At 63.2% G+C, this 22,358-nt stretch carries 20 protein-coding genes; 10 read left to right on the top strand and 10 right to left on the bottom strand.

Going from position 1 to position 22,358, the window contains the following annotated elements:
* Positions 1 to 14: 14 nt before the first annotated feature.
* Complete coding sequence (locus tag MHI61_RS19060; protein WP_239790097.1) at positions 15 to 767, top strand: crotonase/enoyl-CoA hydratase family protein; 753 nt, start codon at positions 15 to 17, stop codon at positions 765 to 767.
* A 29-nt stretch (positions 768 to 796) separates the two neighbouring features.
* Here MHI61_RS19060 and MHI61_RS19055 read toward each other — a convergent pair whose 3' ends face one another.
* Both MHI61_RS19055 and MHI61_RS19050 read right to left on the bottom strand, forming a co-directional pair.
* Positions 797 to 1,801: an MBL fold metallo-hydrolase gene (locus tag MHI61_RS19055; protein WP_239790096.1), complete on the bottom strand. Its 1,005-nt coding sequence runs from the start codon at positions 1,799 to 1,801 to the stop codon at positions 797 to 799.
* Positions 1,802 to 1,883: 82 nt separating this feature from the next.
* Complete coding sequence (locus tag MHI61_RS19050) at positions 1,884 to 2,702, bottom strand: oxidoreductase (RefSeq protein WP_239790095.1); 819 nt, start codon at positions 2,700 to 2,702, stop codon at positions 1,884 to 1,886.
* Between the two features lie 85 nt (positions 2,703 to 2,787).
* On the opposite strand from MHI61_RS19050, the gene MHI61_RS19045 reads away from it, so the two are divergent.
* A complete protein-coding gene (locus MHI61_RS19045; RefSeq protein WP_239790094.1) occupies positions 2,788 to 3,237 on the top strand; it encodes a helix-turn-helix domain-containing protein in 450 nt (149 codons plus the stop codon).
* A 59-nt stretch (positions 3,238 to 3,296) separates the two neighbouring features.
* On the opposite strand, the gene MHI61_RS19040 is transcribed toward MHI61_RS19045, so the two are convergent.
* Both MHI61_RS19040 and MHI61_RS19035 read right to left on the bottom strand, forming a co-directional pair.
* Positions 3,297 to 4,547 carry a class I SAM-dependent RNA methyltransferase gene (locus tag MHI61_RS19040; RefSeq protein ID WP_239790093.1) on the bottom strand — a complete coding sequence of 417 codons (1,251 nt, stop codon included), beginning with the start codon at positions 4,545 to 4,547 and terminating at the stop codon, positions 3,297 to 3,299.
* Entirely contained in the window at positions 4,544 to 5,290 is a 747-nt protein-coding gene (locus MHI61_RS19035) for a TlyA family RNA methyltransferase (protein ID WP_239790092.1), read from the bottom strand. Before MHI61_RS19035 ends, MHI61_RS19040 begins: the two co-directional genes overlap by 4 nt.
* Before the next feature lie 312 nt (positions 5,291 to 5,602).
* On the opposite strand from MHI61_RS19035, the gene MHI61_RS19030 reads away from it, so the two are divergent.
* Positions 5,603 to 7,546 (top strand): methyl-accepting chemotaxis protein, encoded by a 1,944-nt coding sequence (locus tag MHI61_RS19030; protein WP_239790091.1) that lies wholly within the window; start codon positions 5,603 to 5,605, stop codon positions 7,544 to 7,546.
* A 566-nt stretch (positions 7,547 to 8,112) separates the two neighbouring features.
* On the opposite strand, the gene dxs is transcribed toward MHI61_RS19030, so the two are convergent.
* Positions 8,113 to 10,029, bottom strand: a complete 1,917-nt coding sequence (gene dxs, locus MHI61_RS19025) for a 1-deoxy-D-xylulose-5-phosphate synthase (protein ID WP_239790090.1) — start codon at positions 10,027 to 10,029, stop codon at positions 8,113 to 8,115.
* Between the two features lie 287 nt (positions 10,030 to 10,316).
* Between dxs and MHI61_RS19020 the strand changes: the two genes are divergently transcribed.
* Positions 10,317 to 12,296 carry a phospholipase D-like domain-containing protein gene (locus tag MHI61_RS19020; RefSeq protein ID WP_239790089.1) on the top strand — a complete coding sequence of 660 codons (1,980 nt, stop codon included), beginning with the start codon at positions 10,317 to 10,319 and terminating at the stop codon, positions 12,294 to 12,296.
* A 63-nt stretch (positions 12,297 to 12,359) separates the two neighbouring features.
* Here the strand turns inward: MHI61_RS19020 and MHI61_RS19015 are convergent, their stop codons facing one another.
* From MHI61_RS19015 to MHI61_RS19000, 4 genes are all read right to left on the bottom strand, one after another.
* Positions 12,360 to 13,283, bottom strand: coding sequence for a pirin family protein (locus MHI61_RS19015; protein ID WP_239790088.1), 924 nt, complete (start codon positions 13,281 to 13,283; stop codon positions 12,360 to 12,362).
* An 83-nt stretch (positions 13,284 to 13,366) separates the two neighbouring features.
* Positions 13,367 to 14,134, bottom strand: coding sequence for an SDR family oxidoreductase (locus tag MHI61_RS19010; RefSeq protein ID WP_239790087.1), 768 nt, complete (start codon positions 14,132 to 14,134; stop codon positions 13,367 to 13,369).
* Positions 14,135 to 14,208: 74 nt separating this feature from the next.
* Entirely contained in the window at positions 14,209 to 14,460 is a 252-nt protein-coding gene (locus tag MHI61_RS19005) for an exodeoxyribonuclease VII small subunit (RefSeq protein ID WP_003545921.1), read from the bottom strand.
* A 2-nt stretch (positions 14,461 to 14,462) separates the two neighbouring features.
* Complete coding sequence (locus tag MHI61_RS19000) at positions 14,463 to 15,398, bottom strand: histone deacetylase family protein (RefSeq protein ID WP_239790086.1); 936 nt, start codon at positions 15,396 to 15,398, stop codon at positions 14,463 to 14,465.
* 250 nt (positions 15,399 to 15,648) lie between these two features.
* Between MHI61_RS19000 and MHI61_RS18995 the strand changes: the two genes are divergently transcribed.
* The 3 genes from MHI61_RS18995 (at position 15,649) to MHI61_RS18985 (ending at position 16,947) form a co-directional block, all read left to right on the top strand.
* Positions 15,649 to 15,990 (top strand): acyl-CoA thioesterase, encoded by a 342-nt coding sequence (locus tag MHI61_RS18995; protein WP_239792875.1) that lies wholly within the window; start codon positions 15,649 to 15,651, stop codon positions 15,988 to 15,990.
* Between the two features lie 162 nt (positions 15,991 to 16,152).
* On the top strand, positions 16,153 to 16,467 hold the full coding sequence (locus MHI61_RS18990) for an EthD family reductase (protein ID WP_239790085.1): 315 nt from the start codon (positions 16,153 to 16,155) through the stop codon (positions 16,465 to 16,467).
* A gap of 57 nt (positions 16,468 to 16,524) precedes the next feature.
* The gene (locus MHI61_RS18985; RefSeq protein ID WP_239790084.1) at positions 16,525 to 16,947 is read left to right on the top strand and encodes a hypothetical protein; all 423 of its coding nucleotides are present in this window, start codon (positions 16,525 to 16,527) and stop codon (positions 16,945 to 16,947) included.
* 103 nt (positions 16,948 to 17,050) lie between these two features.
* Here MHI61_RS18985 and MHI61_RS18980 read toward each other — a convergent pair whose 3' ends face one another.
* Positions 17,051 to 17,701, bottom strand: a complete 651-nt coding sequence (locus MHI61_RS18980; RefSeq protein WP_239790083.1) for a GntR family transcriptional regulator — start codon at positions 17,699 to 17,701, stop codon at positions 17,051 to 17,053.
* Between the two features lie 155 nt (positions 17,702 to 17,856).
* Here MHI61_RS18980 and MHI61_RS18975 point away from each other — a divergent pair, with 155 nt between their 5' ends.
* The 3 genes from MHI61_RS18975 (at position 17,857) to MHI61_RS18965 (ending at position 22,234) form a co-directional block, all read left to right on the top strand.
* The gene (locus tag MHI61_RS18975) at positions 17,857 to 19,281 is read left to right on the top strand and encodes a malonyl-CoA decarboxylase (RefSeq protein ID WP_239790082.1); all 1,425 of its coding nucleotides are present in this window, start codon (positions 17,857 to 17,859) and stop codon (positions 19,279 to 19,281) included.
* Positions 19,278 to 20,792: a malonyl-CoA synthase gene (locus MHI61_RS18970; RefSeq protein WP_239790081.1), complete on the top strand. Its 1,515-nt coding sequence runs from the start codon at positions 19,278 to 19,280 to the stop codon at positions 20,790 to 20,792. Before MHI61_RS18975 ends, MHI61_RS18970 begins: the two co-directional genes overlap by 4 nt.
* 92 nt (positions 20,793 to 20,884) lie before the next feature.
* Positions 20,885 to 22,234, top strand: a complete 1,350-nt coding sequence (locus MHI61_RS18965; RefSeq protein WP_239790080.1) for an SLC13 family permease — start codon at positions 20,885 to 20,887, stop codon at positions 22,232 to 22,234.
* The last annotated feature ends 124 nt before the right edge of the window (positions 22,235 to 22,358 follow it).

Raw genomic sequence — 22,358 nt, 5'->3', positions numbered from 1 at the left:
TCTGAGGAGATCCTATGACCGACCACATCATCGTCGAGCAGCCTTCCGCCCATCCCGGCGTTCAGCTCATTCGCTTCAACCGGCCGGAAAAGAAGAACGCCTTCACACGGGCGATGTATCGCACCATGACCGATGCGCTCACCGCCGCCAATGGGGACGCGAATATCAGAGTGACGGTCTTTCTCGGCACCGAAGGCAGCTTCTCGGCCGGCAACGATATCGGCGATTTTCTTGCCACTGCCATGGGCGGCAGCATGGGAGACGAGCTGATCGATTTCCTCTATGCGCTCGCCAGATCCGAAAAGCCGCTGGTGTCAGGGGTCGACGGCCTGGCGATCGGCATCGGCACCACCCTCAACCTGCATTGCGACCTGACGATCGCCTCCGACCGCAGCCAGTTCCGCACGCCTTTCGTCGATCTGGCTTTGGTGCCGGAAGCGGCTTCCAGCCTGATCGCGCCGCGTGTGATGGGCCACCAGCGCGCCTTTGCCATGCTGGCCGCCGGCGAGGCCTTCAGCGCCGAGGAAGCCCGCGAGGCCGGCCTCATCTGGAAGGTAACGACGCCGGACGAGGTGGAGAATGCCGCACTTGCCGCGGCTGCGAAACTCGCAGCCAAGCCACCGGAAGCCTTGAAGATCGCCCGCGATCTCATTTGCGGCTCCCGCGAAGAGATCATCGCCCGCATCGATGTCGAGGCCCGTCATTTCGCCGCGCGCCTGAAAAGCGCCGAAGCCCGGGCGGCCTTCGAAGCCTTCATGGGCCGATGAACGGCGGCCTGGGGGCAAACCGATACCGATTATACCATCGGCACATTGAAGACCTCTCCGGCCCTGAGCGGCCGGAACCGGTCCGAGGCAATATCATGCTCGCGCATCGCGTCTTGCAACGCTCGTACCGGCGCATCGACCGCTTCATTCGTCAGTTGGAACGTGGCGAAGTGATGCCCGGCCACATAGGCCGCATTTGCCAACTTCATCCCGATCACCGCCTCCTCAGGATTCTGGTGCTGCCCTTTCATGAACCATCGCGGCTCATAGGCGCCGAACGGTAAGATGGCCAGGCGAAAGCCGCCGTGTTTCCGCTGTACCGCTTTGTAATTGATGCCGTGGTGAAAGCCCGTATCGCCGACGTGATAGATCTTGCCGGCTGGCGTCGACAAGACGAACGAGGCCCAGAGCGCCATCCGGCGATCGGCGGTTCCGCGGGCGGACCAATGGTGGGCAGGCTCCGCATCGATGCTTATTCCGGCGTGCGAGATGCGCTCGCCCCAGTCCATCGATGTCGTCTGCAGATCGGGCACGGCGCGGCGGATGATCGTGTCGTTGCCGAGCGGCGTCACGACACGCGGCCGATGCTTCGCATGCAAGCGTTTGAGCGTTGCGATATCGAGATGGTCATAATGATTGTGCGATACCAGCACGAGATCGATCGGCGGCAAATCATCGAACGCGATGCCCGGTTCGACGACGCGTCTGGGTCCGGCAAAGGTGAAGGGGCTGACGCGCTCCGACCACACCGGATCGGTGAGAATATTGAGCCCGGCGACCTGCACCAGCATTGTTGCATGCCCAACCATGGTCACCCGCAGGCCTTCGCCGTCTACGCTTGGACCCGGTTTTGCCGCCGCAAATGGACTTGGGACCGACCGCGGCCACCGCTCGCGGCCGCCGCCGAATTGCCATCGCAAGAGTTCGCGGAAACCAAGCGGCTCGATACCTTCGGGATTGAAGAAGTACGTTCCGTCGAAGTGATCGGACACCGGGCCCGCATAGTAAGGATTGCGTCTTTTGGTCTTGCGCATTCGGAATCGGTTTCCTTGGCCGAGGATAGGATGAGTTTAAGCCTGTCGGCTTGAAATCTGAATCCTATCCTCGATTAACGCGTCAGACCGAGGCCGGAAACTCGTTGACCTTACGCAGGAGGCTGTCGACCAGCCGCTCCGGCAGGTAGCGGCGAAGCGAGCGGACCTGACGCGACTGCTTGCCGGCGGAATAGCGCAGCTTCGGCTTCTTCGCGGTTGCGGCTTTCACGACCATGTCGGCGACGACCTCAGGCGCGTCGCCCGTCTCCACCCACTTGCGCATCAGCGCTTCGCTGCGGGCGCGTTCCGAAGCATAGACCGGAAGAGGTTGGTCTGCTCGCGTCAGATTTTCCTCGAAGGATGTTCTGGTGACGCCGGGTTGGACGAGAACAACACGAATGCCGAAGTTGCGCACTTCATGATCGAGCGATTCCGAGTAGCCCTCGAGCGCATGTTTGGTCGAGGCATAGAAGGCGTTGTACGGAGCCGGGATGAGGCCGAGGATCGAGCTCATGTTGATGATCCGGCCGCTCTTTTGCTTCCTCATGACCGGAAGTACCGCATTGGCGACGCGCGCCACGCCGAAGACGTTGACGTCGAAAAGCCGCTGGGCCTGGGCGATGGAGGATTCTTCCGCGCCGCCGATGAGGCCGATGCCGGCATTATTGACGACGAGATCGAGCCGGCCGGTTTGCCGCACGACCTCCGCAACAGCCGCCTGCACCGAGGCTTCCTCGGCCACATCACAGATCAACATCGTTATCCCGGGCCTGTTGGCGGCCGGTTTGCGGCTGGTCCCGAACACGCGGTAGCCGGCCTTCACCAGAGATTCCGCGGTTGCAAGGCCGATGCCTGAGGATGCACCGGTGACCAGTGCAACGCTTCTGTTTCTGTCGGTCATATTGTCAGCTTCCAAAAGAGTGGATCATCGTTGGCCGATCTGTTACTATCTTTTCGATATCGTGTCACTATCGAAAAGATACTAAATGAAAAATAATCCGATTCCCCGATGCCCGGTCGCCCGCGGCCTTCAATCCGTCGGCGATGCGTGGAGCATTCTCGTTTTGCGCGACGCCCATACGGGCCTCACCCGCTTCGACCAGTTCAGGAAGAGCCTCGGCATCGTGCCGACCATGCTGACGAAGCGTCTCAAGGCGCTGACGGAGGACGGTCTGCTGGAGAAGCGCCTCTATTCCGAACGGCCGCCCCGCGAAGAATATGTCCTCACGGAAGCAGGTCGCGATTTTCTGCCTGTGCTGATGATGATCGGGGCTTGGGCGCACCGCCATTGCGATGGCGAACTCGCCCGCTATGTCGATGTCGAGTCAGGATCGGAGATCGAGCCGATCGCAATCGATGCCGTCACGGGTGCAAAGCTCGGAACGCGGCCAATGCGCATGAGTTTGCAGCGGGGAAGCGAACCGGGCGATCGATGAGATGTGTTTGACGCTCTGGATGTCGCGATCGCTTCGGCCGCCAAGCGTGAGGCAGCGGCCTATTTCTCCAGCGTCGCTACCACCTCGACATGCGAGGTCCAGAGGAACTGGTCGATTGGCGTCACCCCGGTAATGCGGTAGCCGCCCTCGACGAGGATCTGAAGGTCGCGCGCCAGCGTCAGCGGATTGCAGCTGACGGCTGCGATCTTCTTCACGCCTGAGCGGGCAAGTTCCTTGCACTGAAACTCCGCGCCGGCGCGTGGCGGGTCGAAGACGACCATGTCAAAGGGCTTGAACTCCTGCGTCATCAAAGGGCGGCGGAAGAGGTCGCGTTTTTCGACGCTCACCGGCTTCAGCCCCTGGGTCTTGCGGGCGGCCTGGTCGAGTGCGGCGAGCGCCGCTGCCTCGGCCTCGACCGCATGCACGCGGCCGATGCGGGCCAGCCGCAGCGAAAACGTGCCGGTGCCGGCGAAGAGATCGGCGATCCGCTTGGCCTTGCCGGCATGGGCAAGCACCAGCTCCGCCATTGCCTCTTCCGCCGGCTTGGTCGCCTGGGCGAAGCCGCCGGGCGGCGGCGAAACCTCGACGCCGCCGAAATCGATAAGCGGCTTGGCCGGCTCGACGAGGATTTCGCCGTTCACAGTCACACGGGCGATGCCGCGCAGGCCGAGCACGGTCTCGATCGCCTTGCGCCGCTGCGGGTCGGGGAGTTTCTTGATGTCGTCGGCTGCTATATCGAGGCCGGATAGCGTCTCGAGCACCGCGACCCGGAAGGGTTCGGCGCTGGTCGCCAGCGCTGCGGCAATCGCCTTGATCGCCGGCAGCCGGGCGACGATCCCTGCCGACGAGATCGGACATTCCTCGATGGCGACGATATGATGGCTTTCGGCCTGGTTGAAGCCGATCAACATATCCTTCTCGGTCTTGCGCGCCGCAAACACCACGCGCCGGCGCTCGCCCGGCCGGGCCGGAACGATCTCATTGACCTCCGGCGTCAGCCCCTTGGATTTGAGTGCATCGACCACCAGCTGCCGCTTGAAGGCGCGGTAGGGGGCATCCGCCAGATGCTGCAGCGTGCAGCCGCCGCAGGTGCCGTTAACGCCGTCGGGACCGAAATGCCGGCAAGGCGGCTCCTGCCGGTCGGGCGAGGGCGTCGTGATCGACATGATCGTGCCCTGACTTTTGACGCGGGCGATCGCCACCGTTTCCCCGGGAAGGGAAAAGGGCACATAGACCGGTCCGGCGGCGCTGCCGGCAATGCCGTCGCCCTGGGCGCCGAGCTTCTCGATGGTGACGGTTTCGGTGCTCACGGTTTCAATCCTGCCAGAAGGAATTCCTGATTGCCGTCGCCGCCGGCAATCGGGGAGGGGATGAGGCCGAGGCTTTTCCAGCCCATGTCCTCGGCGAACCAGCGCTCCAGTTCGGCAGCGACGGCGGGCGCAGAGGCGGGGTCCTTCAACAGTCCGCCCTTGCCGATCGCTTCGCGCCCGGCCTCGAACTGCGGCTTGACCAGCAGCACGGCGATGGCGCCCGGCGAGGCGATATCAAGAGCCGGCGCCAGCGCGAGCTTCAGTGAGATGAATGAGACATCGGAGACGATGAAGCTGGCGGGGTGGCCGATATCCTCGGCCGTCAGGTTGCGGGCGTTGAGGCCTTCCCGGTTTGTCACCCGCGGGTCGCCTGAGATGCGCGGATGCATCTGCCCGTGGCCGACATCGATCGCCGTGACATGCGCCGCACCCCGCTGCAGTAGCACCTCGGTGAAGCCGCCTGTGGACGCGCCGATATCGAGACAGTGATGGCCGGCCGGGTCGAGCCGGAAATGGTCGAGGGCGCTAGCAAGCTTCAATGCGGCGCGCGAGACGTAATCCTGCGCCGGATCGTCAATGGCAATATCGGCGTCGGCGCCAAAGAGCGCGCCGGCCTTCGTCACCACCTGGCCGGCGATCCGGACGGTGCCGCGCTGCACGGCGTCACGCGCCCGCGAGCGGCTGGCAAAGAGGCCGCGGGAGACGAGCAGCTGGTCGAGGCGTTGGCTGTTTTGATCGGACATCGGCTGTGAATGACCGGCAAAGCCGCCGGTTGCAAGCATTTTGTTCCAGGATCGCCATGACCGTCGGAGCTTTCGGACGCCGGAAGCAGATAATCGTCGGGCTCGCCGTGGCTGCAGCGCGCATTTAAGCAAATTTAAAGCCTGCCCGCATAGGGTCGGCTCGATTGCAGCGGTTCGCTCGAACCTCTCTGGCGCCATGAAGGCGCAGGGCGTCATTACGCCGATCATGTTTCCTATTGAAAAATCTTGGCGGTTGCGCATTGGCGCGACCTGTCTCTCGCCGCGTCGACTGTCGTCAGGAGAAATTCACCGATGTCCGCTAAAAACATATCCTTGAATGGGAAGCTTGCGGCGACGTTCGCAGCCCTCATTCTGATCTTCATGTCCGTCTCCGCCTTCGTCTATTCCAAGGCAACGGCGTCGGCGGCCGCGTCCGCCGAGCAGGGAAAATCGGAGCTGCTCGTCAACCAGATCGACGATGCGCTGCAGGCGATGCTCGAGCAGGCGGTCAACCTGCGCGGCTTCATCCTCTTCCGCAGCGACAGCACTTACGGCGATGTCTTCGCCAACCGCGAGCGCATGCTGAAGGCGATCGCCGCCGCCAAGCAGACGGCCGCGGCCGAGCCGCAGCTGGTCGAGATGATCGACGGCATGCAGAAGGCCGCCGACCTCTATTTCCATGAGCTTGCCGAGCCGCAGACCAAGGCGCGCAAGGAAACCGACATGCCGATCGAAGAGGTCGTCAAGATCGGCGTCAACGCCACCAAGGGTCAGCTCGACGGTTTCCGCCAGGCGTCCGCCAAGATCAAGGCCACCGCCCGCGAAAAGTCGAATGCGCTCGCCGCCATCCGCGCCGATGCCAACAGCGATCTGAAGATGACGCTGATCGCCGGCGGCATCGTCGCCTCGCTTGCCGCCGCCGTACTCGCCTGGCTGATGTCGCGCACCATTGTCCGCCCGGTCGTCGGCATGACCGCGGCCATGGATCGCCTTGCCGGTGGTCAGAACGATCTCGAGGTGCCGGCTGTCGAGCGCGGCGACGAAATCGGCCGCATGGCCCAGTCCGTCCTGGTGTTCAAGCAGGCGGCGATCGAGAAGCTGCGTCTTGCCGGCGAGACCGACCGCATGCGCGGTGACGCCGAGCGCCAGCGCCAGGCAAGCGACGAGCAGAAGGCGCGCGAGGAAGGCGAGCTGCGCTATGCCGTCGACGCCTTGGCCGGCGGTCTAGCCGGCCTTGCCGTCGGCGATGTCGCCGCCCGCATCCAGACGCCGTTCGCGCCGCAATATGACAGCCTGCGCAACGACTTCAACAATGCCGTCGAAAAGCTGCAGGCCGCACTCGAGTCGGTCGGCCGCAACGCTTCGGCGATCAATGCCGGCGCCGGCGAGATCCGCTCGGCCGCCGACGATCTTGCCCACCGCACCGAGCAGCAGGCCGCCGCCGTCGAACAGACTGCAGCAGCGCTCGAAGAGGTGACGACGACGGTGCGCGACAGCGCCAAACGCGCCGAGGATGTCGGCAATCTCGTCGAGCGCACCCGCCTCGGCGCCGAAAAATCCGGCGACGTCGTCCGCAGGGCCGTCTCGGCCATGCAGCAGATCGAAAAATCCTCGGGCGAAATCTCGAACATCATCGGCGTGATCGACGACATCGCCTTCCAGACCAACCTCTTGGCGCTGAACGCCGGTGTCGAGGCGGCGCGTGCCGGTGAGGCCGGCAAGGGTTTTGCCGTCGTCGCCCAGGAGGTGCGCGAACTCGCCCAGCGTTCCGCCAAGGCCGCCAAGGAGATCAAGGACCTGATCACCACATCAGGCACGCATGTGCAGACCGGCGTGTCGCTGGTCGGCGAGACCGGCAAGGCGCTCGAAGCGATCGTCGCCGAGGTGCAGGAGATCAACCGCAACGTCAATGCGATCGTCACCGCCACGCGCGAGCAGTCGATCGGGCTGCAGGAGATCAACACCGCCGTCAACAACATGGATCAGGGCACGCAGCAGAATGCGGCCATGGTCGAGGAACAGACTGCGGCGAGCCATGCGCTCGCCGGCGAGGCAAGCGCCCTGGATGAACTGTTGCGCCAGTTCAAGCTCGGCACCCAGCTTGCCGGTCCGGCCCCGAAGACCGCCGCCGCAACGCCGGCCTCCCGCCCGGTCGCCTCTCCGGCCCGCGCACTCGCCGGCAAGGTCACCAAAGCCTTCGGCGGCCGCCAGGCAACGGCCGCGGTTGCGGTGCAGGAAGACTGGACGGAGTTCTGAGAGGACCCGGGATGGAATGTTAAGTGAAGAGGGCGGTGCAGGAATGCGCCGCCCTTTTTTCGTTGGAGGGACCGCAGAAAACACGAGAACCATACAGCGATCCACTGCGCCGACGACGCGTTTGGCTGGGACATCTCCTCACTCTCCGTCATCCTCGGCCTTGAGCCGAGGATCCATGCCACCCGCGCTGGTGGATGCGGTTTGGATGCTCGGCTCAAGGCCGAGCATGACTGAGGGTGGGGTCGCTGCTGGAGCAAGTACAGCGATGGACGGGCGCAGGAGATGCGCCGTTTTTATAGGCTGGAACTGCATAGAGGGAGCAAGCGGCTGCCCCTCACCCTAACCTTTGCCAGGGTCGAGCCACTAGTCTCGACCCGTCCGCCGGACCCCCGTAAACGAGACGAGGGGACGTGCCCTGCGAGAGGTTGGCGGGGAGGGAGACGCTGCGGATATCTTCCTTCGCCCCGGTTGCGGGGTCCGAAGGACGGGTCGAGACCCGTGGCTCGACCCCGGGCGGTGCCGGCAGGCGGATGAGGGGCCCTTACACGGCACACCCTCACCAATCATTATCCCGCAACCCCAACCGCCACGCCGCGGCCCAGCGCCCGGAATACGGTCGAGACGATCCCGGCCCGATCCAAACCGGCATGGGCGTTCATCGCTTCCGGCTTGGCCTGCTCCATCCAGATGTCGGGCATGACGAGCGAGCGGATCTTCAGGCCGTTGTCGAGCAGGCCTTCACTTGAGAGATATTGCATCACCTGGCTGCCGAAGCCGCCGACGGAGCCTTCTTCGACGGTGATCACCATCTCGTGGTGGCGGGCAAGCTGGCGGATCAGATCGTGGTCGAGCGGCTTGGCGAATCGCGCATCGGCGACCGTCGTCGACAGGCCGGCGGCCTCGAGATCCTCGGCGGCAAGCAGACAGTCGGCAAGCCGGGTGCCGAAGGAAAGCAGGGCTACCTTGGTGCCTTCCTTGACGATGCGGCCCTTGCCGATCTGCAGGATTTCGCCGCGCGCCGGCATGTCGACGCCGACGCCTTCGCCACGCGGATAACGGAAGGAGATCGGCCCGGCGTCATAGGCGGCGGCCGTGCGTACCATGTGTTTGAGTTCGGCCTCGTCGGCCGCCGCCATCACCACGAAGCCGGGCAGGGTGGCGAGGAAGGCGGTGTCGAAGGAGCCGGCATGGGTCGGGCCGTCGGCACCGACGAAGCCGGCGCGATCGATCGGAAAACGCACGGGCAGTCCCTGGATCGCCACGTCGTGCACGACCTGGTCGTAAGCGCGCTGCAGGAAGGTGGAATAGAGCGCCGCGAACGGCTTGTAGCCCTCGGCCGCAAGGCCGGCGGCGAAGGTCACCGCATGCTGTTCGGCAATGCCGACATCGAAGCAGCGCGACGGGAAGGCCTCGGCGAGCTTGTCGAGGCCGGTACCATTCGGCATGGCGGCGGTGATGCCGACGATCTTGTCGTCGAGGGCCGCTTCCTGCACCAGCGCTTCGGCAAAGACGCTGGTATAGCTCGGCGCGTTCGGTTTGACCCGCGCCTGGGCGCCGGTGATGACGTCGAACTTGTTGACGCCGTGATATTTGTCGGCCGCGGCTTCGGCCGGCGGATAGCCCTTGCCCTTCTGGGTGACCACATGGATCAGCACCGGGCCGCGGGCATTGTCGCGCACATTGCGCAGCACCGGCAGCAGATGGTCGAAGGAATGCCCGTCGATCGGCCCGATATGGTAGAAGCCCATCTCCTCGAACATGGTGCCGCCGGTGACGTAGCCGCGAGCATGCTCGACGGCGCGGGTGATGGCGCGATCGATATTCTTGCCGAGATAGGCCGTCAGCTTCTTGCCGAAATCGCGGAAGCCCATATAGGTGCGCCCCGAGGCGAGGCGGGCGAGATAGGCGCTCATTGCCCCTGTCGGCGGCGCGATCGACATGTCGTTGTCGTTGAGGATGACGATGAGGCGCGCATCGAGCGCGCCGGCATTGTTCAGCGCCTCATAGGCCATGCCGGCCGACATCGCCCCGTCGCCGATGACGGCGATGACGCGGCGGTCGGTCTTGTCGAGATCGGCGGCGATCGCCATGCCGAGGCCGGCCGAAATCGAGGTCGAGGAATGCGCCGCCCCGAACGGATCATATTCGCTTTCGGCCCGGCGGGTGAAGCCGGACAGCCCGTTTTCCTGGCGCAGCGTGCGGATGCGGTCGCGCCGGCCGGTGAGGATCTTGTGCGGATAGCATTGATGGCCGACATCGAAGATCAGCCGGTCGTCAGGCGTGTCGAAGACGCTGTGAATGGCGATCGTCAGCTCGACCACGCCAAGACCGGCGCCGAGATGACCGCCGGTGCGCGACACCGCATCGATCATTTCGTCGCGGACCTCGCGGGCGAGCTGCGGCAGGTCGCGATCCTCGAGCTTGCGCAGGTCGGCAGGGTAAGTGACCTGGTCGAGCAGAGGGGTCTTCGGCGGATGTGTCACGGGCGGCGCTCTTTCTTACTTTTCCTTGTACCGCTTTATTCGATTAGAACGAGGCAAAACAAGTGATTTCAGGAACCGAAGGTTTTCACCTTAGAGCATGGCGGAAAAATGTGTGAGGGGTTTCCGGAGTTATCACATTCTATTTCCGTAAGTTGCATTCGCCTGATCTTGGCCTGGTGCCGCCCCGGTTTTCCGCCCCGCCGGTCGAACGCGCAAAGGGGCGGCGAGCCGCTTGAATATGACACGGAATGGTAGCAATGTTGCCGCACCGACTGGGGGATCAGGTCATGGGAACGATTGTTGCAGCGCATGCCTATGTGAACAACGAGGTCGCCTATGTGGCCTGGGATATCGACGCCAAGATCGACGGATGCCTCGGCTTTGAGGTCGTGCGCGTCTATCTCGACGAGCAGGGAAACGTGGCGAAAAAGTCCGATGGTAGCGAGGATCGCGTGACCTGCGCCGCCTGGGTCGCCTTCAAGGGGCAGCGCAATCCGCATTGGCTGCCGCAGACGACGTCGCTCTGGCCGGTCCAGAAGCTATCCTGGCGCGATCTGACGCTGCGCAAGCGGCGCAACGAAATGCGGCGGCGACCGGACGAGGTGCGGGTGCGTTACGAGATCCGCCCGCTCGGCGATCTGAAGCCGGGTATGCAGGCCGCCCCGGATCCGACGCCTGATCTTGTCGAGATCAACAAGCGCGACGACAACGGCAGGCCGATCAAGAAGGTTGACGGCACCTTCGAGAAAATCGCGGTCAAGGCCTATGAGGGTCCGCCGCGACCGCTCGGTTATCTCGGGCCGGCTGTCGCCTCCAACCCGGTCCATGTGACGCGCAAGCGCGGCCAGTTCGAATCGACCTTCACCAACGGCATCCTCGCGGCCCAGTGGCTGCGAAACGTCCTGCTGGAAGACGGTGTGAAGCAGCCGAACGAGCTGATCGACATGATTTCCAATCCGGCGAACGGCATCCGCAAATATCTGGCCGGCGATGTCATTCCGATGCTCAGGGATTTCATGAATGCGCCCGGACGCTTCCTGGTCGCGCTCTACGAGCTCGAGGATAAGGAGCTGCTCGAGTTGCTGCTGGCCAACAAGGACAAGCTGCGCATCATCCTCGCCAATACGGGCAAGGTCGGAGACGAGTGGGATGTGCGCAATGCCCACGCACGCAAGGCGCTGATCGACGCCGGCGTCGAGATTCACCATCGTATGTTCAACAATTCGAGCCAGATCGGTCACAACAAATTCGTCGTGCACATCCCCTCGGACGGGACTGAGCGCAGCGTCTTCACCGGCAGCACCAACTGGACGGCCACGGGCCTTGCCGGCCAATCCAACAACGCCTTGATCGTCCGCAACGATGCGGTTGCCGCGGCCTATGTCGCTTACTGGGAGCGGATGCTGGATGACAATGCGACGCTGGAAGCGCCGGTCGAATTCGATGACGGCATGCCGGACAACCAGCAGAGTAAGGCGTTCCGGCTTTCCAACGAGACGCCGTCTCTCGTCCCGACCGGCAACGGCGCTTCGGTCGAAACGTGGTTCTCGCCGAACATGCAGAACCGGAGAAAGGGCAAGGAGACGCCGCCCGATCTTCGCGAGGTCTACCGCCTGATGCGCCGTGCCGAGCACGCGGTGCTGTTTCTGGCCTTCTATCCTGGTCAGTCGGGCAGGGATTGCATCGTCGGCGAGGCGATTGACATCGGCCTCAAGGATCAGAAGCTGATCGTCACCGGCGCCGTTTCAAGCCCGCAGGCCATGCCCAATTATGTCGCCGGCAAGAAGAACGATCCCGACGACGAAGACGACGATACCGAGGCCGTCTCACCCCATACGTTCGACGAGGTCAATGTCTCGATCGTCCGGGCCTCGCGCATCGATGACCGCCAGCTGCTGGCCGATTTCGGCGCGGAGGAACTGACGGCCAAGAAGGTCGGCGCCATCATCCATGACAAGGTGCTGGTGATCGATCCCTTGTCGGACGACTGCGTCGTCGTGCTCGGCAGCCACAATCTCGGCTTCAAGGCCTCCTACGCCAATGACGAGAATATGCTGATCGTCAAGGGCGACCGGGCGCTGGCCGAGGCCTATGCCGTCCATATCCTCGATGTCTATGATCACTATCGTTTCCGCGCCGTCGAGGCGGAATTGAAGCGCCAGGGCAAGAAGGGCTGGTCGGGCTTTCTCAACGTCGATGACAGCTGGCAGGACCGCTACGTCAACCGTACCAAGGGTGCGCTGATGCGCTATTTCGCGGCGGGCTGAATTCAGCCGCGGATCGGGCGTCGCGAAGGGGAAATCGCTCCGCGGCGCGCATTACCTTTGCCCTCAGCCTTCCGGCAACGGCACGAATTCCTCTTCGTCGCCGGGGACGATGTCGAAGCGGCCTGTGCGCCATTCCTCCTTGGCCTTTTCGATCCGTTCCTTCGACGAGGAGACGAAATTCCACCAGATATAGCGTTTCGAGTTCAGCGCCGCGCCGCCGAACAGCATCAGATGGCAGCCGTCGCTGCCGGCTTCCAGCGTGATCGGATCGCCCGGCCGGAAGACCAGCAGCTGATCGGCGGCGAATCGGTCGCCCGAGATCACGACCTCGCCGGAAAGCACGTAGACGGCGCGCTCCTCATGGCCGGCGCCGAAGGGGAAGCGCACACCGGGCTGCAGGTTGAGATCGACATAGAGCGTGTCGGAGAAGGTGCCGACCGGCGATGTCATGCCTTCGAACGAGCCGATGACGACCCGCCCGCGCACGCCTGGTGTTTCGATCAGCGGCATGCCGGTCTTTTCCGTATGGGCGAAGGACGGATCGATCTCCTCCTTGTCGTCGGGCAGCGCCAGCCAGGTCTGCAGCCCCGACATCAGCAGCGGGTGGCCGCGCAGATTGTCGGGCGTGCGCTCGGAATGCACGATGCCGCGGCCGGCCGTCATCAGGTTGATATCGCCGGGGCGAATGACCTTTTCGGTGCCGAGGCTGTCGCGGTGGCGGATCTCGCCATCGAAGAGATAGGTAACGGTCGACAGGCCGATATGCGGATGCGGCTTCACGTCGAGCGCCTCGTTCGGCTTCAGGATCGCCGGCCCCATGCGGTCGAAGAAGATGAACGGCCCGACCAGCCGCCGCTGCCGCGTCGGCAGGGCGCGCCGCACCTGGAAGCCGCCGATATCGCTGGTGCGCGGAATGATCAGATTCTCAATCGCATTGCAGGCGAAAGCATCGCCGGGCAGGGGATCTTTGCCGGGAAAGAAGGACATGGGCATCTCCGATCTCAAAATATCCCCGAGAGATAGTGCCTGGAAGTCCGCGCGCCAATGGAACGCGTCTCGCAGGCACCCGCTCAGATGGCGGTGAAGCCGTTGTCGACGAAGAGGTGGGCGCCGTTGACGAAGTTCGACTCGTCGCTGGCGAGATAAAGGGCGGCGCGCGCTACATCCTCCGGCTCGCCGATTCGGCCCTGCTGCGCGGCGATGGCGGCGTCCGAGACATCGACGCCGAGCGCCTGCAGGTCGGCCACCTCGCGCAACCCATGCGGCGTGCGGATGAAGCCGGGGCAGACGGCATTGCAGCGGATGTTGCGGTCGCGGAATTCCACCGCAATCGCCCGGGCAAACATGTGCACGGCGCCCTTGGTCGTGTCGTAAAGCACTTCCATCGGCGTGGCGGCGACCGCCGAGATCGACGAGGTGCAGACGATCGATCCGCCGCCTGCGGCAATCATCTTCGGCAGCACGGCCTTGGTCATCAGGAACATCGAGCGCACATTGACCGCATGCAGCCAGTCCCATTCCTGAAGCGTCGTTTCGAGGAAGGGTTTGATGACGATGGTGCCGGCATGATTGAACAGCACGGTCACCGCGCCGTAGCGCTCCTCGACGCCGGCGACGGCGGCATTGACGGCCGCTTCGTCGGAAACATCGGCAGTCCAGCAATCGGCCTCGCCGCCGGCATCTCGGATCTGCTTCACGGTCTCATCAGCCGCTTCGCCGTTGCGGTCGATGATCGCGACGCGCGCGCCTTCGGCTGCAAACAGCTTCGAGGCAGCACCGCCCATGCCGGTCGCGCCGCCCGAGACGATGGCGACCTTGCCCTTCAATCTATCCGTCATTTGTCTGTCCCCTCATGGTTCTGGAGGGGATCATAGATCGGCCGCCAGCCGATCGCCAAGCGCCTTCGATCCGCTCAGGCCCCGTCCAGCGGCTCGACGCCCTGCGGCTTGCCGGCGCGGTCGAGCCGGATCTTCTCGATGCGGTTTTCGGCGGCCGAAAGCAGCGTCTCGCAATGTTTCTTCAGCGCTTCGCCGCGCTCGTAGATCTCGATGGATTCATCCAGCGCCACGTCGCCGCGTTCCAGCCGGGCGACGATGCTTTCGAGTTCGGCGACCGCCTTTTCGAAGGAAAGGCCGGACACCTCCGGCTTGGCGCTGTCAGTCATTCTCAACCCTTCATCATTCTCAGAATATGCATGCCCGCCGATTCGGCGAGTCCCTCGAGATCATAACCGCCTTCGAGCAAGCTGACGACCCGGTTCTTGGCGTGCCGGTCGGCCAGTTCCAGGACGCGGCCGGTTGCCCAGTCGAAATCTTCGCCCGTCAGGTTGATCTGCGCCAGCGGATCGCGGTGATGCGCGTCGAAGCCGGCGGAGATGATGATGAGATCCGGCCGGAAATCGTCGAGCGCCGGCAGCACGCGCGATTTGAACGCCTCGCGGAAATGGTCGCTGCCGACATTCGGCGAAAGCGGCGCGTTGACGATGGTATTGTGCTTGCCCTTCTCCTCCTTGGCGCCGCTGCCGGGATAGAGCGGCATCTGATGCGTCGAGCAGAACAGCACGGACGCATCGTCCCAGAAGATGTCCTGGGTGCCGTTGCCATGGTGCACGTCCCAGTCGACGATGGCGACACGTTCGGCGCCATGCCTTTTCTGCGCGTGGCGGGCTGCGATCGCCGCATTGTTGAAGAAGCAGAAGCCCATTGCCGTCGTCTTCTCCGCATGGTGCCCGGGCGGGCGGGCGGCGACGAAGACATTGTCGGCGGCGCCGGAAAAGACGTCGTCCACCGCCGCCATCGCGCCGCCGATCCCGGTCAGCGCCGCCTGCAGGCTTTTGACGCTGGCATAGGTATCGGCTTCCAGCTGGTTGATCCGATCCTCCTCCTCGGGGATCTGCCGCATGACGGCGGCAAGATGTTCTTCCGGATGCGCCAGCAGCACCGCATCCTCGCTCGCCTGCGGCGCCTGCCGGCGCTCCAGCCGCGCGAAATTCGGATGTTCCAGCGCCACATTGATGGCGCGGATCCGGTCCGATCGCTCCGGATGGCCGGAAGGCGTCACATGTTCCAGAAAGATCGGGTGTTCATAAAGAAGGGTGCTCATGGAGACACTCTATCGGCCGCTTGTGTCATGTTCCACAGCAGATGGGGCATCGACCGACGATTTCAACAAGCGCTCCCGCCGCACCATCTCGCCGGCGGCGGCATTATAAATTCCTGTCATCTCAGCCGTTTACTTCGAAAAACCTCGTGCTACTGTCGTTAATGGGGAATTTTGCAGGCAGAGTTGTTGATGAGTTCAGTCGAAACGCCCGGGTGTGACGGAAATACATGTGCCGTTTCGCGATGTCGATATGAATGGCCGGATGTTCCTGGCCTCCTATATTTCCTATGCCGAGTCCGTCATTGCGAGCTTCTGGTTGGCGCGGCCCGAAGTCGAGGACGAGCCGGTCTATAGCGCCAGCAAGTTTACCTGCATTCTCCACCGCCCGCTGCATTACGACGAGCCGGCGATTTTCACAGCCGCTGTCGACAAGATCGGCGTGCGCTCGATCGGCTTCCTCGTTTCGATCGACACCGGCGAGGAGCGCGCCGCAGAGGTCGAGATCATCTGGCAAGCCCGCAGCGGCGAAGATCAGCAGCCGGTCTCGCTGCCGGAGGAAACGCGCGACTGGCTCTATCGGTTTTTGGATTAGGGCAAGCACTTCCGTGCCGTCGCTACCTGCTTCGAGAAGCGTAACGAAAACTAACTTGCTCTCGTCAAACTCGCTTCAGCCATAATCTGGATGCGCTTTGCGAGTGGGTGAGCTATGAAGCCTCTCGGACGCTCGGAGAGGCGTTCAGGCAGGAGCCCGACTATGATCAAGATGAGCGTCTACTATCCGGCCAATGGCGGCTCGAAGTTCGATCACGATTACTACCGCACCAGACACATGCCACTGATCCAGGAACGGCTCGGCGATGCCTGCTTGCGCTACGAGATCGAGAAGGGCCTTGCGGGTCGCGAACCTGGAAGCGCGCCGGCGTTCGTCGCGGCGTGTCACGTCTACTCGCCGACCCTGGAGATATTCCAGGAGGCGCTCGGTCCTCACCGCGCGGATATCGCCGCGGACGTCGCCAACTATACGGACATTACGCCCATCGTGCAGATCAGCGAAGTCGTTGGAGGGTAGGGGCTTCGGCACGTCAGGCGTAGCCGTTGAACTTTCCGGGATTAGAGGAGCCGTCCGGTGACGCGACGTTCAATGCTCGCTACTGCCCTGTTGCTTGTGTCGGTCAGCGCTGCTTGGAGCGATGATGAGCCTCTTCGGCCCTATCAAGGTCCTCTTTTCTTCAACGGCGAGGGTTATGTCAGTACGCGCTTCATAAGCGCAGTCGCACCGCTAGGTGACGGTTCTCCGATCTATGCGGGCGCCAAGCCGGGGGGCGGAAAGGTACTCGCAGTGCTGCACTCAGAGCCAGGTCCCGGAGTTCGTGCCGTTCACGTCTTTCCGAATGAGGACATCGTGGTAGCGGTGATCGCGCCGAAGCGCACCGGTTTTATAGGATGGAAGGGCTGGATCAGATTTACGGTTGTGACCGAACGTTTTCCTGATGGAAACGAGGTTTCCCGGACGTTCCCAGCCGTCATCGAAGAAGTCGACGGCAAGTGAGCCGACTCCGGAGTTGCTCCAGCTCCGATCTCTCAAAGCGATGAGCTAGATATCCGGGCAGAGCCAAATAAAGGATCGTGCAGCAATTAGTCACGCCTGCCACTCATCTCGTCGCCATGCTTGCGACCAGATCGCTGAACCTTTCTCCCTGAATGCCGACATGGGTTCGCAGCAGGCGGCGGGCTTCGTCTCCGTCTCCAGCAAAGATCGCATCGACGATGGCGCAATGTTCCGAGAAGGACGTCGACAGGCGATTGCGCACGCGCAACTGCAGACGGCGATATGGGCGCAGGCGTCGATGCAGCTGCGCGCATTGCTCCTGCAGGAAATCGCTGCGGCTCGCGGCGTAGATGGCCTTATGGAATTCCTCATTGTCGTAATAATAGGCATCGCTATCCCCGGCCGCGGCGGATTGTTCGCAGCGGCTGTGGGTGGCGGTGATCGCCTCGCGTGAGGCCTTGTCCAGCCGGCGGGCAGCGAGCGATCCGGCCAGGCCCTCGAGCTCGGCCATCACCTCGAACATTTCGTAAATGCGGTGCGGGCCCGGATCGATCACGATGGCGCCGCGGCGCGGACGGATTTCGATGAGGCCGATCGCGTCGAGCTGCATCAGCGCCTCGCGCACCGGCGTTCGCGACACACCGAAGCGATTGGCAAGCACGGTTTCGTCCAGCCGTTCGCCGGGGGCGAACTCGTAGGAAAGTATCGCATTTTCAATCTCATCCCGGAGCCATCGGCCGACATTCTCGGACATTTCTCTCGCTTCCTTCATACATAAATTCCACTCTTGTATACACAAACGTTGACGTCGTGTACGAAGAGTGCCAATGTACATACTACAGACGAAGCCCCGCGAGGGGAAGCGGTGTCCACGGCGTGAACAGCGCCCGACTTCAGAAGGAGAATGGCATGCCTGAGGCGTCTTTCTTCACCGACATGCTGCAAGGCATCACGGATCACGGACGCCAGCTCCTGTTTTCCGGTTCGCGCAATACGCAGGCCGCCGCGAAAGCCGATCTTGAGACCCTCTGTGAGATGCTATTGTCGAGCCGCGGTGAAGCATCCGGCATGGCCCTTGCCGCCGAGATTCTCGATCGCTGGGGGGCGCTCGAGGACGAGGGCGCGCAGACATTCTTCCATATGCTGCACGAAAAGTTCGGGCCCGACACGTTGAGGCTCGACCAGGCAATGGAAAATTACCGCACCGACAAAAGCTCCGCCGCGGCCATTGCGCTCCATCAGGCCGCGGAGCCGCGGCGGCAAGAACTCCTGCGCCGATTGAATCACGCGCCGAACGGCACCGCCAGGCTCGTCCGCATGCGTCAGCAGCTGCTTGCTTCCAAGGATCGGTCCGAGGCCTATCATGCGCTCGATGCCGACTTCACGCATCTGTTCGGTTCCTGGTTCAATCGCGGCTTTCTGACGCTGCGGCCGATCGACTGGACGACGCCGGCCTATATCCTCGAAAAGATCATCCAATACGAGGCCGTGCACGAGATTGCCGGCTGGGAGGAACTGCGCCGTCGTCTGGCGCCGGCCGACCGTCGATGCTTTGCCTTTTTTCACCCGCGACTGGCGGATGAGCCGCTGGTCTTCGTCGAGGTGGCGCTCACCCGATCGGTGCCGAAGGCGATCGCGGATGTGCTCGACGAGGGGAGGGAGCAGATCAATGCCGACGAGGCGACGACGGCCGTCTTCTATTCGATCTCCAACTGCCAGGATGGCTTGCGCGGCATCTCCTTCGGCAATTTCCTGATCAAGCAGGTCGTGGAAGATCTGCGCAAGGACCTGCCGGGCCTCAAGAATTTCGTCACGCTGTCGCCCGTGCCGGGTTTTGCCCGTTGGCTTGCCAAGATGCGCATCGCGACCGGCGATCGGCCCTTATCCGAAGCGGCCCTGGGAACGCTGACCTTGCTCGACGATCCGAACTGGCTGGGCGGCGAAAGCAGCGCGGCCGAAGTGGAGCGTGTGTTGCTGCCGCTTGCGGCCCGCTATTTCCTGACCGAACGGACGCCGGAGGGCCGCCCGGTCGATCCCGTCGCCCGCTTTCATCTCGGCAATGGCGCCCGGCTCGAAAGGGTGAATTTTCTCGGCGACCGATCGCAGAAGGCGCTCCAGCAGGCGCACGGTCTGATGGTCAACTACCTCTACAAGCTCGATGACATCGTGGCCAACCACGAGGCCTTAGCGCAACGCGGCGAAGTGAACGCCTCGCCCGCCGTCAAAAGCCTGCTCAGCCAGAGCGACGAAGGCCGCCGTGGCGGCAATGGCCAGCAAGGTTCTCGAGCATTCGCGCAACTGATGAATTCCACGCTTGGAGGAGGGCGAAAGTGAGCAACCATCTTTTCGACGCCATGCGGGCCGCCGCACCCGATAACGCACCGTTCATCCGGATCGATAGCACCCGCAAATGGACCTATGAGGAGGCCTTCGCCCTTTCCGGCCGCATTGCCGGCGCGATGGACACGCTCGGCATCCGCCCCGCCGACCGGGTTGCGGTGCAGGTGGAGAAAAGCGCCGAGGCATTGATCCTCTATCTCGCCTGTGTTCGCAGCGGCGCGGTCTACCTGCCGCTCAACACCGCCTATACGCTGGCCGAGCTCGATTACTTCATCGGCGACGCCGAGCCGCGTCTGGTGGTGGTTGCCTCGGGCGCTCGCGAAGGCGTCGAGACGATCGCCAAGCGTCACGGCGCGATCGTCGAAACGCTCGACGCCGATGGCAGCGGCTCGTTGCTGGATCTCGCACGCGACGAGCCGGCCGACTTCGTCGACGCCTCGCGCGCCGCCGACGATCTGGCCGCGATCCTCTACACCTCGGGAACGACGGGACGCTCAAAGGGGGCAATGCTCACGCATGGCAACCTGCTCTCGAACGCCCTGACCTTGCGGGACTACTGGCGCGTCACCGCCGACGACCGGCTGATCCATGCCTTGCCGATCTTCCATACGCATGGGCTGTTCGTCGCCACCAACGTCACGCTGCTCGCCGGCGCCTCGATGTTCCTGCTGACGAAATTCGACGCCGACGAGGTCGTTTCACTGATGCCGCAGGCAACGATGCTGATGGGCGTGCCGACCTTCTATGTGCGCCTCCTGCAAAGCCCGCGCTTCGGCAAAGAGGCGGCAGCCAACATCCGCCTCTTTATATCAGGCTCGGCGCCGCTGCTTGCAGAAACCCATACCGAGTTCCAGGCCCGGACCGGTCACGCGATTCTCGAGCGCTACGGCATGACGGAAACCAATATGAATACCTCCAACCCTTATGACGGCAAGCGCATCGCCGGCACGGTCGGCTTGCCGCTGCCTGGTGTGACGGTGCGCGTCACCGATCCCGCCACGGGACAAGTGCTGCCGCCGGAGGAGACCGGCATGATCGAGATCAAGGGGCCGAACGTCTTCAAGGGCTATTGGCGCATGCCGGAGAAAACCGCGGCCGAATTCACCGCCGACGGGTTCTTCATCAGCGGCGATCTCGGCAAGATCGACCACGACGGCTATGTCCATATCGTCGGCCGCGGCAAGGACCTGGTGATCTCGGGTGGATACAACATCTATCCGAAAGAGGTCGAGAGCGAGATCGACCGGATCGAGGGTGTGGTCGAGAGCGCCGTGATCGGCGTGCCGCACCCGGACTTCGGAGAGGGCGTCACGGCCGTCGTCGTGCGCAAGCCTGGCGCCGTGCTGGATGAAAAGAGCATTGTCAGCGCCCTGCAGGATCGTCTTGCGCGCTACAAACAACCCAAACGCATCATCTTCGCCGACGACTTGCCGCGCAATACGATGGGCAAGGTTCAGAAGAACATCCTGCGGCAGCAATACGCCGATCTTTACACCAGGACGTAAGGCGGCCGCCCTCTGGGAGGAGGGCCGGCGGCATCCGCATCAATCTTGCAAACAGCAACCACGGCGCTGGAGGCGTCGGAGGGAGGGGAATCATGGGTATTGAAATACTGGCCATAGGCATGCTCGTCGCCATGTTCGTCGTTGCGACGATCCAGCCGATCAACATGGGCGCGCTCGCTTTCGCCGGCGCCTTCGTGCTCGGCTCGATGACCATCGGCATGAAAACCACCGATATTTTTGCCGGCTTTCCGAGTGACCTGTTCCTGACGCTCGTCGCCGTCACCTACCTCTTCGCCATCGCGCAGATCAACGGCACCATCGACTGGCTGGTCGAATGCGCCGTTCGCTTGGTGCGTGGACGCATAGGCCTGATCCCCTGGGTGATGTTTCTCGTCGCCGCCGTGATTACCGGTTTCGGCGCCCTTGGACCGGCTGCGGTCGCCATCCTCGCGCCGGTCGCGCTGAGCTTTGCCATCCAGTACCGCATCCACCCTGTGATGATGGGGCTGATGGTGATCCACGGCGCGCAGGCGGGCGGCTTTTCGCCGATCAGCATCTATGGCGGCATTACCAATCAGATCGTGGCCAAGGCGGGCCTGCCTTTCGCGCCGACGTCGCTGTTTCTCTCCAGCTTTTTCTTCAATCTTGCGATTGCGGTGCTGGTCTTCTTCGTTTTCGGCGGCGCAAAGGTCATGAAGCAAGTGCCCGCAGCATCGCTTGGCCCCTTGCCTGAATTGCACCCCGAGGGCGTGTCGGCGTCGATCAGAGGTCACGGCGGCACGCCGGCAAAACCGATCCGGGAGCATGCCTACGGCACGGCGGCCGATACTGCTGCGACGCTGCGTCTGAACAATGAGCGAATAACCACGCTGGTCGGCCTGGTCGCGCTCGGCATCGGCGCGCTGGTTTTCAAGTTCAACGTCGGCCTCGTCGCCATGACCGTCGCCGTCGCCCTGGCGCTGCTGTCGCCGAAAACCCAGAAGGCGGCAATCGACAAGGTCAGCTGGTCGACCGTGCTGCTGATATCGGGCATCATCACCTATGTCGGCGTCATGGAGAAGGCTGGTACGGTCGATTACGTGGCGAACGGCATATCCAGCCTCGGCATGCCGCTGCTGGTGGCGCTCCTGCTTTGCTTTACCGGCGCCATCGTTTCGGCCTTCGCATCCTCGACCGCGCTGCTCGGCGCCATCATCCCGCTGGCCGTCCCGTTCCTCATGCAGGGACATGTCAGCGCCATCGGCGTGGTCGCCGCCATCGCGATCTCAACGACGATCGTCGATACCAGCCCATTCTCCACAAATGGTGCGCTTGTCGTCGCCAATGCGCCGGATGACCGGCGCGAGCAGGTTCTCAAGCAGTTGCTGGTCTATAGCGCGCTGATCGCCATCATCGGCCCGATCGTCGCCTGGCTGGTGTTCGTCGTGCCGGGGCTGGTTTGACGACGGGCCGCCGCGGGCCTTCGCTCGCGGCGGCCAAGGCATGCACGCTGAGGGATGGTATTCCGAGTTGCACGCTTCCCCGGATTGAAGGCGTCGACCGGAAATATAGTGCCGGAGAAGCTAT

Origin of the sequence: Rhizobium sp. K102 (genome assembly GCF_022385315.1) — a bacterium.
GTDB classification, from domain to species: Bacteria; Pseudomonadota; Alphaproteobacteria; order Rhizobiales; family Rhizobiaceae; genus Rhizobium; species Rhizobium croatiense.
Note: the sequence above shows the minus strand (reverse complement) of the source record. Positions and strands in the feature narration are given on the sequence as shown.